At 38.4% G+C, this 11990-nt stretch carries 11 protein-coding genes and 2 pseudogenes; 5 read left to right on the top strand and 8 right to left on the bottom strand.

The window, feature by feature from the left end:
• The 3 genes and pseudogenes from B3X18_RS02480 to B3X18_RS02490 all read right to left on the bottom strand — a co-directional run.
• Positions 1–335: CoA transferase (locus B3X18_RS02480; RefSeq protein WP_286935108.1), on the bottom strand; the 335-nt coding region annotated here is incomplete at its 3' end.
• A gap of 37 nt (positions 336–372) precedes the next feature.
• Positions 373–1687 (bottom strand): annotated as a pseudogene (locus B3X18_RS02485) (MFS transporter).
• A gap of 213 nt (positions 1688–1900) precedes the next feature.
• On the bottom strand, positions 1901–3124 hold the full coding sequence (locus tag B3X18_RS02490; RefSeq protein ID WP_005025646.1) for an acyl-CoA dehydrogenase: 1224 nt from the start codon (positions 3122–3124) through the stop codon (positions 1901–1903).
• A 228-nt stretch (positions 3125–3352) separates the two neighbouring features.
• Here B3X18_RS02490 and B3X18_RS02495 point away from each other — a divergent pair, with 228 nt between their 5' ends.
• Entirely contained in the window at positions 3353–4288 is a 936-nt protein-coding gene (locus B3X18_RS02495) for a LysR substrate-binding domain-containing protein (RefSeq protein ID WP_005025645.1), read from the top strand.
• Between the two features lie 14 nt (positions 4289–4302).
• Here the strand turns inward: B3X18_RS02495 and B3X18_RS02500 are convergent, their stop codons facing one another.
• Complete coding sequence (locus tag B3X18_RS02500; protein WP_016801507.1) at positions 4303–4629, bottom strand: hypothetical protein; 327 nt, start codon at positions 4627–4629, stop codon at positions 4303–4305.
• A 287-nt stretch (positions 4630–4916) separates the two neighbouring features.
• Here B3X18_RS02500 and B3X18_RS02505 point away from each other — a divergent pair, with 287 nt between their 5' ends.
• Positions 4917–5819, top strand: a complete 903-nt coding sequence (locus tag B3X18_RS02505) for a LysR family transcriptional regulator (RefSeq protein WP_005014656.1) — start codon at positions 4917–4919, stop codon at positions 5817–5819.
• 385 nt (positions 5820–6204) lie between these two features.
• Here B3X18_RS02505 and map read toward each other — a convergent pair whose 3' ends face one another.
• The gene (gene map, locus B3X18_RS02510) at positions 6205–6999 is read right to left on the bottom strand and encodes a type I methionyl aminopeptidase (protein ID WP_005014658.1); all 795 of its coding nucleotides are present in this window, start codon (positions 6997–6999) and stop codon (positions 6205–6207) included.
• A 390-nt stretch (positions 7000–7389) separates the two neighbouring features.
• On the opposite strand from map, the gene brnQ reads away from it, so the two are divergent.
• Complete coding sequence (gene brnQ, locus B3X18_RS02515; protein WP_017401079.1) at positions 7390–8691, top strand: branched-chain amino acid transport system II carrier protein; 1302 nt, start codon at positions 7390–7392, stop codon at positions 8689–8691.
• 340 nt (positions 8692–9031) lie between these two features.
• Here brnQ and B3X18_RS02520 read toward each other — a convergent pair whose 3' ends face one another.
• Positions 9032–9421 (bottom strand): hypothetical protein, encoded by a 390-nt coding sequence (locus B3X18_RS02520; RefSeq protein ID WP_005025639.1) that lies wholly within the window; start codon positions 9419–9421, stop codon positions 9032–9034.
• Positions 9422–10055: 634 nt separating this feature from the next.
• Here B3X18_RS02520 and B3X18_RS02525 point away from each other — a divergent pair.
• Positions 10056–10295 carry a hypothetical protein gene (locus B3X18_RS02525; RefSeq protein WP_005014661.1) on the top strand — a complete coding sequence of 80 codons (240 nt, stop codon included), beginning with the start codon at positions 10056–10058 and terminating at the stop codon, positions 10293–10295.
• Between the two features lie 64 nt (positions 10296–10359).
• Here B3X18_RS02525 and B3X18_RS02530 read toward each other — a convergent pair whose 3' ends face one another.
• Positions 10360–10824, bottom strand: a complete 465-nt coding sequence (locus tag B3X18_RS02530) for a hypothetical protein (protein WP_010700172.1) — start codon at positions 10822–10824, stop codon at positions 10360–10362.
• Positions 10825–11287: 463 nt separating this feature from the next.
• Here B3X18_RS02530 and B3X18_RS02535 point away from each other — a divergent pair, with 463 nt between their 5' ends.
• Positions 11288–11755 (top strand): MarR family winged helix-turn-helix transcriptional regulator, encoded by a 468-nt coding sequence (locus B3X18_RS02535; RefSeq protein WP_005025635.1) that lies wholly within the window; start codon positions 11288–11290, stop codon positions 11753–11755.
• Positions 11756–11761: 6 nt separating this feature from the next.
• On the opposite strand, the pseudogene B3X18_RS02540 reads toward B3X18_RS02535, so the two are convergent.
• A pseudogene (locus B3X18_RS02540) lies at positions 11762–11990 on the bottom strand (DUF159 family protein); the annotation flags it as partial.

An 11990-nucleotide genomic window follows, 5' to 3' on the forward strand; every position in this document is an offset into this window, starting at 1 on the left:
CCATAACGTACCAGGGAACCTGCCTTATAATTTTCAATTACTACATCGGCTGTTTTAGCCATCTCCCGGATCAGCGCCTGGCCGTCATGAGTGGCCATATCAATAGCGACTGAGTGTTTATTACGGTTTGTACACTGGAAATATCCCGATTCACGAGTTTGTTCTCCGTTTTGATCAAGCATCCAGGGTGGCCCCCACATACGAGTATCATCACCTGTACCTGGTCGTTCAACCTTAATTACTTCTGCTCCCAGATCTGCCAAAATCTGTCCACACCATGGTCCGGCCAGTACACGGCTCAGGTCCAGAACCCTTATTCCCTGCAATGCACCCATGTTTGTCTCCTTATATCAAAGAATTTATGCTTGCCTTTTACTGTTGTTGTGGATCATATTGCCGGTCACGAATAAACAGTCCTGGTAATACGCCTGCAATAAAATAAGCTGCTCCCATGACAATAAATGCCATCGTAAAAGTACCGCCCGAGGCTAAGAAACCGATCGTTGCAGGTGCAATTGCTGCCCCAACACGTCCAATGTTATAGGCACCACCAATGGCTGTACCACGTACATCCGTTGAGAACGACTCCGCCATATAGGTTGCATTGACTCCATACGGAATGCCATAAAGAAAGCCAAAGGTAATAAGCAGGTATAAAATATTATCTGGGGTATTAAAGAAAATAATGACCGGCAGGAAGATTGCACTGGCAATAGTACCGAATACGAAAACTGCCCGACGGTTAAACTTGTCAGCCAAGAAGCCCGCCAGAATTTTCCCAAGAATCATTGCAGTGTAAGAACCCACCATATAGCTGGTCAGGTTTTTAAAATTCATATGAACTTCAGTTTCCAGATAGCTAGGCATCCAGTTATTAATACCGTAATAGCCAAATTGCAGAAAAAATGCTGTCGTCATCCACAGTAAAAACATTTTTCGATGTTTAAAATTTCTAAAAATCTGTTTATAGATACTGCCGCCNNTTTGGTGCTGCTTCTTGATCCTGAACTTGAGCAGTTCCCTGTAGCACCGCAATTTTATTGAGTTGCCATGATTTAGGTTCAGGCACGAAACGCTGCAAGAAAATATTGATAAATGCCGGAATAACGGTAATAAAAAATAAAACCCGCCAGCCATGTTCAGGAATAATAGAGCCGGCCAATAAAGTGGCTACGATATAGCCCACGGTTTGCCCGGTCTGTAATGTTCCGAGTACGGTGGTACGGTAAGTTGTTGGCACATACTCAGCCATCAGGGTATTGCAGGCCATATATAATGCGCCTATCCCGAGAGCACCGATAAAACGCAATGCCATAAACTGTTCAAAGGTCTGAGTAAATCCGAGCAAACAGGTAGCAACTGAAAAGAAGGTCACTGAATGAGCAATGGTACGTACCCGACCAAATTTATCACAGGCCCATCCACCTAACACACCACCAACCCCCATACCGGCGAGTGATGCACTACCTAAGGCCCCTGCCTGAAAAGCACTCAGACCAAAATCAGCTCTCAGACTGGTCAAACTGTAAGAGAGCAACATAATATCGATACCATCGACCACCATGGCAAAATAAGTAAATAACAGTGCAAATTTCCAGGTATGCGGTCCTATTTTTTCATAAGTCCCCAGATTAGACGGTAGATTTCCTTTTATAGGCTTGATCGCCACTTGTACTTCATTATTCATTTAATATTCCTCATTTTCTCAAATGAGTCATCGATGTCTTATCTTGTGTTCCATTAAAGACTTTTATTATTTTTCTTTAAGTACTATCCGTGTATGGAATCCTTGCCAAGAGAAGCTCATGATGAATCCTTAAGTCCGTGTCAGGTTCATTTTCAGGCAAAGCTTCGCCATGAAGATGCACTCAGGCATCTTCAGCAAATTTCTTGGAATGGTTTAGTTTGAAAAAGCAGCTATACCAGTTTGGGCACGACCCAAAATCAAGGCATGTACATCATGAGTACCTTCATAGGTGTTTACAACTTCCAGGTTAACCAGATGACGCGCTACCCCAAACTCATCACTGATACCGTTACCACCCAGCATGTCACGTGCCAAACGGGCAATATCAAGCGCCTTACCGCAGTTATTACGCTTAATCAATGAAGTGCCTTCAACTGAAGCAATACCCTCATCTTTCATACGACCAAAACGTAAAGCTACCTGTAAACCAAGGGCAATCTCAGTTTGCATATCTGCCAGTTTTTTCTGGATCAGCTGGTTAGCCGCAAGCGGGCGGCCAAATTGTTTACGGTCCATCGTATACTGATGCGCCGTATGCCAGCAAAATTCAGCAGCTCCCATGGCGCCCCAGGCAATGCCGTAACGGGCACTATTCAGGCAGGTGAATGGTCCACGTAATCCCTGGACTTCTGGAAATGCATTTCCTTCTGGTACGAACACATTATCCATAACAATTTCACCAGTAATCGATGCACGCAAACCTACCTTGCCATGTATCGCCGGTGCAGATAACCCTTCCCAACCTTTTTCCAGAATAAAACCGCGAATTGGGCCAACATTTCCTTCATTAGAAACTTCTTTTGCCCACACAACAAATACATCAGCAATCGGGCTATTGGTAATCCACATTTTTGCGCCTGAGAGTCGATATCCACCTTCTACCTTTTTAGCGCGAGTTGACATGCTGCCCGGGTCAGAACCATGGTCCGGTTCAGTCAGACCAAAACAGCCAATGAATTCACCTGTAGCCAGTTTTGGTAAGTACTTCTGTTTTTGTTCTTCACTGCCAAATTCATTAATTGGCACCATAACCAATGAACTTTGTACACTGGCCATAGAACGGTAGCCTGAATCCACTCGCTCAATCTCACGTGCAATCAGACCGTAACTGACATAATTTAAACCGGCACCACCGTACTGTTCAGGAATAGTTGGCCCGAGTAGTCCTAGCTCACCCATTTCACGAAAAATAGCAGGATCGGTTTTTTCATGACGAAACTGTTCCAGAACACGTGGCATAAGCTTATCTTGGCAATATGCAGCAGCTGTATCGCGAACCATACGTTCTTCTTCATTCAGTTGCTGTTCCAATAAAAACGGATCTTGCCAGTTAAAATGAACTTTAGCTTTTTTTTCAGTGTTGATCATCTGATTCATTGCGTCCTTTGCCTTGCTGAATGTCTTGTATTGATTTCATGCTATTCCTGTTCAGAACAGGCTTCAAACGATAATTTTTCATTCAGATATTCCTTTTATGCATATCTTGTATCATATTATAAGTTTTTTTACATATAAGAAGAGTAATTCCCCTGATAGCTCAAGTCTTGGCAAAAATTACAGACTGGCTAGAAACTTTTATTCTATCTCGCTCTTCGGGAGAATTTTATGCGCAGAATGATTCCTTCATTACAGACACTCATCTGCTTTGAAGCAGCAGCCAAGCATCGTAGTTATACTCATGCTGCACAAGAACTTTCTGTCACGCAGAGTGCAGTTTCACGTCAGATCCAGCAACTTGAAGAATATCTGGATCTTCCATTATTTAACCGGACAAGACATGGGGTTGAGTTAACGCATGCAGGTGAACAGTACTATAAAGATATTCGCACTCATCTACTCAGTCTGGAACAAAGTACTCTGGACCTGATGTCGCATAAAGGCTTAGGCGGAACACTCAAACTAGGGGTTGTACCAACGTTTGCTACACGCTGGCTGGTACCTCGCCTACATCGCTTTAATACTCTTTATCCTGAAATTAATGTACATCTGGAAACCAGCACCAAACCATTTTTATTTAGTGACCATATTTTTGATGCTGCTATTTATGCAGGAACCGAAACACAGGTACAAAACTGGCCAGGTACACAAGCGCATTACCTGATGCATGAAGATGTAGTTGCAGTATGTTCACCAGACCTGATTTACCGGAATTTCCCAGAACTCAAACCTGTATCCGGCCCATTTCAAGGCACACTTTCCGTCAAGCAAATCGCCAGCCTGCCCCTGTTGCAACAGACAACCCGGCCATACATCTGGAAAGAATGGTTTGAAGTTGCCGGAGCAGATTATCCTTATGCTATGGAAGGTCAGCGGCATGAACTGTTTTCAATGCTGGCTGTAGCGGCGTCTCATCATATGGGCGTTGCGTTAATTCCACAGATGCTACTAGAAAAAGAATTCGGTTCGGGTGAGCTGGTTATTGCTTCTGATATTAAACTCAAAGGTGCCCGATCCTATTATTTTGTATATTCCCAGCAGCAGCCTAACCCATTAATTCATAAATTTATTCAATGGCTTAAACAGGAAACCCTATCAGGTTAAACCTTTAGCTTTATTTAAACCACTTGAGATAAACCAATATAACGATAAAGCCCTTCTACACCAAGATCAGCTTTATAAACGATTAAATCAGGCCAGTCCGTAGCAGTAATTTCCTGAAAGATATTCATTTCTGGGTCCTCATGAATTATATCTACTGTTCGAGACATTTTGGCTTCAAAATAATCAGCAATAAACTCAAAGCCCAAATCCATCGCTATAAATAAAGTGTGTTGACAAGGCTGTATATATTGTTCCTGCTGCCAGTCAATAATATGCTGCTGGCAATAAGGGCAGCTAACATTCTGCATCGGGTCATCAAGTTGAATTAATTGATAGGTCATTGCGTTCATCAGGTGTGTGTTTTAACTATTGTAAAAGATTTTAAAGAACAATATATAGAGGGCATCAAGAGGATAGCGATACAAATAGTAGAATTTTATTATGTGTTTAAAATAAAGAAATTTAATTTGATAACAGATAGCTTAATAAGCTCCTTTAAATTAACTATTTAGATATAACTTAAAATGGCAGTGAACCTGCAATTTAAAATAGAACTCTTGAAGTAAATCCGCTATAAAATACAGCTGGCTACAACGATATCTTTTCATAATCTTTAACGGAAATCTGCATGCTGACTGATCTGGATGATTTTTACTGCTTTGCCTTAGTTGTTGAGCATGGAGGTTTTAGTGCAGCTGAGCGTGCAACTGATATTCCCAAATCCAAACTCAGCCGGCGAGTATATAATCTGGAAGAACGTCTTGGCGTGCGCCTTATTCAACGAAGCTCGCGACATTTTGCTGTCACTGATATTGGTATGGATATCTATCAGCATGCACAGGACATGATGAATGCAGCACAGGCTGCCCATGATCTGATAGATCATTTAAGCAGTAAACCGCGTGGAGTAATTAAAGTCAGTTTACCGGTCAGTATAGCCCAAAATGAAATTGCGAAGATTCTACCCGACTTTCTAAAACAGTATCCAGAGATCAAGGTTCAGCTTAGTGTCACCAATCGCCGCATTGATGTGATTAATGAAGGGATTGATGTTGCTCTAAGGGTACGTTTTAATCTGGACAATGACCCTAATCTAATTATTCGCCAGTTTCAACGAATTGAACAGCATTTGGTTGCCAGTCAGGCTTACCTCAACGAATATGGCAATTTAACTCATCCTGACCAGTTAGCAGAACATAGAATACTGAGCATGATTGATGATCACCTGGACCAGCAGCTCACCCTGCATGACCGGGAAAATAAATCGCGAAAATTTAAAATTAATCCTGTCGTCATGGGTTCAGACCTGATGATGCTGGCACAACTGGCACGTCAGGGCTGCGGTATCGCTTTACTCCCCGACAGTGTAACTGCTGATCTGGTTAGACACGGAGAACTTGTTCGCGTTCTTCCTGACTGGAACACACCCCATGGAGTTTTCCATGCTGTTTACCCATCACGTCGTGGTCAGCTTCCTTCAGTCAGGGTTTTTATTGAGTATTTGGTTGAGCATTTATACAAAGCCCATTAACTAACTATTCGTGAGCTCAATAAACTCAAAAGACAAAATTTCTGTTATGCGTCGTCCAGCTGAATATTGAAATAAATTTTATGGATAAAAAAAAGCTTACCCTGTAGAAAGGTAAGCTTATAAAAACGAACAACTAAAAAGAAACTACAGCGATAGAATCTAAAAACAATAATATACAAATAACCAATTAAAAACAAATACATAAAACATCTTAAAAGTTACTTATTTTCTATCAATTGTTATATTTATGTTGTTGTATATATAATATATTTTTAAAAAATTACAAATAGATACAATACTAATTCAAATAAATAGATAAAAATTTATGGAAATTTTTATCTAAATTTCCATAAAATTAAACTGTTTGATTACTTTTTAAACAAAATTAAATTTTGGGATATGAACCTGTCCCTTCTGGCCATGGTGTTAAGAGTTCAAATCCATTATCAGTTACCGCCACCATATGTTCCCACTGCGCAGAAAGCGACCTATCACTTGTAATCACAGTCCAGCCATCATTCAATTCTTTGACACGTGCCTTACCTGCATTCACCATAGGCTCAATGGTAAACACCATACCTTTACGCAGTATCAACCCTTGTCCAGGTTGACCATAGTGCAGTACATTAGGTTGCTCATGATAAGTTTTTCCAATTCCATGACCGCAATACTCACGTACGATGGTATAGCCCTCGCGCTGGGCAACTTTTTGAATCGCATAGCCAATATCACCCAATGTGGCACCGGGTCTGACTGTATGAATTCCTGCTACCATTGCTTCATAGGTTGTTTCTACCAAATGTTTAGCTTGAGGGCTGACTTGCCCTACATAATACATTCGGCTGGTATCTCCATAGTAGCCATCTTTAATTACTGCTACATCAATATTGATAATATCGCCATCTTTTAAAATAGTCCGCGCTGAAGGAATACCATGACAGACCACTTCATTTGGTGAAATACAGGTGGTCTTAGTAAAACCATGATAGCCCACATTTGCAGGAATGACTTTTAGAGTATTTACGATATAGTCATAGCAAATATCATCAAGATATTCGGTAGAAACGCCTGGCTTGACATACTGCTCTATCATTTCCAAAACTTGTGCAGCCAAACGCCCGGATATACGTAATTTTTCAATATCCTGTTCTGTCTTGATAGTTACAGCTGAAGCTCTCATTGACCTATCCTCTCTGGTTAGTGACTCAAGTATAACGTTTTTTATATAAAATTTCCTGATTAAGACTGGCACTTCAAGTCATCAGAAACGATAACAATTGATTATTCTGTTTATAAAATTTTTAGACCGGCTGTTTTTTAGCCATAAAAATTACTCTTTTAATTATTTTTTTCTGATATAAAAAATTTGTACCCTTAGAAATTTTTATCTGGTTATTTTATATAAGACAATTGTTTTCAAATAATTAATTATAACATTGGAAATAAACTATATTTTTGAAAAATTTTTATCATCAGCTTTCTTCATAATTTATATTAGAGAAATTACACAAAATTTATTTTTTAAATTAGAATCGCTGCTTCTTTTACAGTCCCTCTCCCTTTATATGATATGAATAATCTTCGTACTCGGGATATTATTGCTCTAGGTTTTATGACCTTCGCGCTTTTTATTGGCGCCGGTAATATCATTTTTCCACCCATTGTTGCACAGCAGGCAGGTGAACATGTCTGGTGGGCAGCCCTGGGGTTTCTCATTACAGCGGTCGGTTTGCCTGTAATTACCATTATTGCACTATCGCGTGTGCAAGGGTCAATTGAAATATTGAGTTCACCGCTTGGCCGTATAGCCAGTTTAGTTTTAACTGTGGTGTGCTATTTGTCAGTAGGGCCTCTGTTTGCAACACCGCGTACAGCCACAGTGTCTTATGAAATTGGCTTTTCATCTTATTTCGGCACTTCAAGTAGCAGTTTACTGATCTACAGTCTAATTTATTTTGCGATAGTAGGACTGGTCTCGCTATATCCAAATAAATTACTCGATACGATAGGTCATGTTCTTGCTCCTATGAAAATTGCTGCGTTAGCAGTTCTTGGAATTGCTGCGTTCTGTATACCGGCAGGTTTTATTCCCGCTCCTATTAACCATTATATCAATAGCCCAGTGTCTGAAGGCTTTGTTAATGGCTATCTGACCATGGATACGCTGGGTGCTTTAGTTTTTGGTATTGTGATTATTCAGGCGATCCACTCACGTGGTGTAACCGATAGTAAACTCGTGACCAAATATGCAGTGATTGCAAGTCTGATCTCTGGTGTAGGTCTGACCCTAGTTTATCTCAGCCTGTTCAAATTGGGGCTAGGAAGTCATGAAGCAGCACCTAACGCAGCCAATGGGGCACAGATTCTACACGCTTATGTACAGCATGCTTTTGGTGATTTAGGTTCACTCTTTCTAAGTCTGCTCATTTTTCTAGCTTGTATAGTTACGGCGATTGGTTTGACCTGTGCCTGTGCAGAATACTTTACTCAACTTACCAAGATTCCTTATAAGATTCTGGTGCTTATTTTAGTTCTATTTTCGGTTTTAATTTCAAACCTTGGACTAACTAAGCTGATTGCTGTTTCTGTTCCTGTTTTGAGTGCTATTTATCCACCTGCAATTGTAGTGATCATGCTGAGCTTTTTCTGGAAATTCTGGAAAAAACCGGGCTATGTAATTACGCCTGTAGCAGCAATGGCTTTCATTTTTGGAATAATCGATGGAATCAAGGTAGCTGGATTCTCTGATCTGTTACCAGATGCGGTTCAACATTTACCACTCAATGAACAAAATCTTGCATGGCTTATCCCGTCATTAATTGTTCTAGTCATTTCTATTATTGTCGACCGGGTTAAACATTCAAACAGTTAACTTATGAGTCGTTAAAATCAATTCTTACCCAGAGCTGATTTTACTGGTGATCAGAAATGCCGAGTTTACCCAACTGGCATTTTTTGTTTACGCCTCTTATTAGAATTGAATGCTTATAGTTTTATTTTTATATACAGAAACTTGGCTTATGCTATTTTAACCTTTAAGAATTATCATAAAGTCTGTTATTTTTTTATTTCTACCTTTCTTTATCTATTTAATTTTAATAGAAATTTTCTCTATCTCTGATCTATCACCTGTCTCATAAACTCTGAGTATTCTGCAATTTTAAAAATATAAAAAAGCCTGACAGTGCTGGCTTTTGCATAGCAAAAAAATTTTAGTTACGGGCATCTGCTTCCACACGTGAAGCTGTCTTTTCTACAGAGTCAGCAGCATCTGCTGTGGCTTTACGGGCATCTGCTTCCACCTCTGAAGCTTTCTGTTCCGCTCGGTCTGCAGCTTCTGCGGTTGCTTCACGAGCATCTGCGGTTGCCTCACGAGCTTCAACTTCAGCTTTTTCTGCCGCCGCATCCATCTTGACTGCTGCATCGTCAGCAGCTTCTTTTGCTTCAGCGCCTGCTGCTAAAGTTGCATCTTTAATATCTGAACCCGCCTGCTCGGCCGCTTTACCTAAATGTTCTCCAGCAGTCGCACCTGTTTCACGGTTATCACATCCTGTGATTCCAAATACGGCAATTAAGCCCATAGCTACCATTAACTTATTCATATTATTTATCCTTTTCTCTTGTCTTCAGATACTTTTGATCTAAGCATATTTTTTTCAGGAAAAAAATTATTAATTGTTAAAAACTTGTAATAAAATCAGCTATTAAGAACGCTATATAATAGTCTCTAAATAACGCAGCCAATTGTAGTAGCTACAATAGAAATTAAAATTTTATCTCATGACTTGAAATATTTTATTACTTAAAGTATATAAAATATACAATCTTAAGAATTTTTTAAACATTTTAAATTAAAAAGTCAGATTTATATTCAGATTTTACTTAAGATCAGTTGAGCTAAATTAATTTTCAAAATGCCAATTTAAAATTATTTTTCTTATAGTACATTAGAAATTCAATTTATTATAACTTTTTGTTTTATCAAAATTTTAATTAAAAAAATGAGATTTATCATATAAAATTAGTTAATAATGTGATCAAAAAAATTTACACAAAAACTATTCTTATATTTATTTATTAAATACATTAATTACCTTATACGTTATAAAGAAAAATAATGATAAAAAAATAATGCTATCACCTATTGAAATACTCGGAAATAAGCAGTAAAACATTAAAAACTAGATTTCTGATTAAAACAATTAGGTTTTGTCGCGCACGACAGGAGGACCGAAGATGCACTCTTTACCCCTAAACAAGCGTTCTTTCGCCAAAGTTTTTAAGAACGATAAAAATTTTGTCAATTATGTTGTTACTACAGTAGCCCTCATGTTAACTCTGCTTTTTCATGGGGTGATTAATGGCAATTTGAAGCTAGAACACTTTCTCTATGCTTTAATAGTTTCTGCCCTGTTCTCGATCTGGGCGCTTATTGACCACAAGTGTCGTAAATATTTTAAGTATAAAAACAACTAAGAGATGGATGAGCAATCATCCATCTTTATATAATAAAAAATTATTTTTTAGCCTCTAGGCTTGTTTAGATAAATCCAAAATAATACGCAGTCCCTATTATTAGAAAACCACTTGCTACTAATTCTCCAATTACCAGTAAAAACATAAATATTGTCATCAAAATTTTGGGTAAATACCATTTACCAAGTTGATGCGGCACCTGAAACTGATTAACAGTATCTTTTAAAACTCCATGTAAAATATAACTTAATATAGAAAGGCTGAAAAATAATATATTGATCCCAATACAGGTGAGAACTGCATAGTCAGACCAGATGGTAAAATGCCCCAGTGTAGCCAGAATGAGTGTTGCTGGAGCATAGAGCAAACTACTTCGGTGAGCTATATCCACATATGGATGAGCACGTGAATGCGCAGATTTTCTGATCTGATAATATTTCCAGAGTCCTGTTAGCATACCAATCCATAAATAGATACCGCTAAACAGAATGGCAAGTTTAGTTGCGAAAGTAAGTTGATCCATGTTCATTGAATGTTCTAATAATTTGTTTTTCTAGAGCTTCTCTTTATAGACATAAAATTCAATGAAGTCACTCATTTTGTTAAGAATCACATCACTGGTAATTCTCAAACCCAATACAAAATTTTATTTTAAAGTAAAACTGATCAATGAGGCAGAAAATACAAAATAGCTGAGCTACTTTATTTGCTATTTAAATCTTAATAAAAAATCTCAAAGAATACATATGAGTCAAAATCATTCCTTACAGCTTTTAAAGCAGTTTTGCCATTTTTCTTATAAATCTCATCAAAATACTGCTCAAATGCCACACTTTGTCGTTCTAACGATAGTCAATCTAAAAATATCAAACTCAGTGAAGGGCTCATAAAAGTTTTTATACTAAAATAAACTTAGCCACTCTCTTGTATAAAACAATTGTTTTACAATAAACTTACTTTGTAAAAATAATTAAAATTAGGGTTATTCTCGTATGAATAAAAAATATGCTCGGTTTTTGCCTTCAAACACTGGGGATTTTAATCTTGAAGACTTCCCATTCTATTGGATTACTCAAGTACATGCACAATATGTGCAGAATATGGACAATGTCTTAAAGCGTTATGGATTAGATAACTCACGGCGACGTATTCTACTGGCACTTGAGTCTAAACCACATGCCAGTGTTTCTGATCTTTCAGAGATGATCATTTCAAAAATGTCGACTACAACCAAAATTGTTTACCGCCTGAAAGCTGAAGGCTATGTCAATACCTATTCATGTGAAGAGGATGGCCGTATTACACGGGTAAATCTCACTGAGTATGGCAAAGAAATGACCACTAAAATTAATGATCTTACTGGAGTAGTACTCGAACAGTCTTTTGAAGGGCTTACTCCATTACAGATTGAAAAACTAATTGAAAGCCTTAAACACTTATTTAAAAATCTTTCAAATTAACTTTCATCAGTCAAAAAAGTTTAACTGGGGCGTTTCCACTTTAGGCTTGGGTACATGAGAACACTCAAACTCTTCAACAGGAAAACCTTCAATAAATGAGTTGAAGTTAGCAGGCCCTACACTCAGCCATTCATCCAGACGTTCATGTGGAATTATAATCACTGAACGTTTGATATTTCCTGGCTCATGAAACTCCTTCATCATCGGATGGTCTATTGCATCCATACACAACATT

Source organism: Acinetobacter sp. UBA6571, from assembly GCF_002434085.1.
Classification (GTDB): domain Bacteria; phylum Pseudomonadota; class Gammaproteobacteria; order Pseudomonadales; family Moraxellaceae; genus Acinetobacter; species Acinetobacter radioresistens.

Bases quoted from the DNA above. Each gene is read 5' to 3' on its own strand.
- B3X18_RS02535 (WP_005025635.1), top strand. From the start codon at position 11,288: ATGAATAAAAAATATGCTCGGTTTTTGCCTTCAAACACTGGGGATTTT.
- B3X18_RS02495 (WP_005025645.1), top strand. From the start codon at position 3,353: ATGCGCAGAATGATTCCTTCATTACAGACACTCATCTGCTTTGAAGCA.
- B3X18_RS02520 (WP_005025639.1), bottom strand. From the start codon at position 9,421: ATGAATAAGTTAATGGTAGCTATGGGCTTAATTGCCGTATTTGGAATC.
- B3X18_RS02505 (WP_005014656.1), top strand. From the start codon at position 4,917: ATGCTGACTGATCTGGATGATTTTTACTGCTTTGCCTTAGTTGTTGAG.
- B3X18_RS02530 (WP_010700172.1), bottom strand. From the start codon at position 10,824: ATGAACATGGATCAACTTACTTTCGCAACTAAACTTGCCATTCTGTTT.
- brnQ (WP_017401079.1), top strand. From the start codon at position 7,390: ATGAATAATCTTCGTACTCGGGATATTATTGCTCTAGGTTTTATGACC.
- map (WP_005014658.1), bottom strand. From the start codon at position 6,999: ATGAGAGCTTCAGCTGTAACTATCAAGACAGAACAGGATATTGAAAAA.
- B3X18_RS02500 (WP_016801507.1), bottom strand. From the start codon at position 4,629: ATGACCTATCAATTAATTCAACTTGATGACCCGATGCAGAATGTTAGC.
- B3X18_RS02525 (WP_005014661.1), top strand. From the start codon at position 10,056: ATGCACTCTTTACCCCTAAACAAGCGTTCTTTCGCCAAAGTTTTTAAG.
- B3X18_RS02490 (WP_005025646.1), bottom strand. From the start codon at position 3,124: ATGAATCAGATGATCAACACTGAAAAAAAAGCTAAAGTTCATTTTAAC.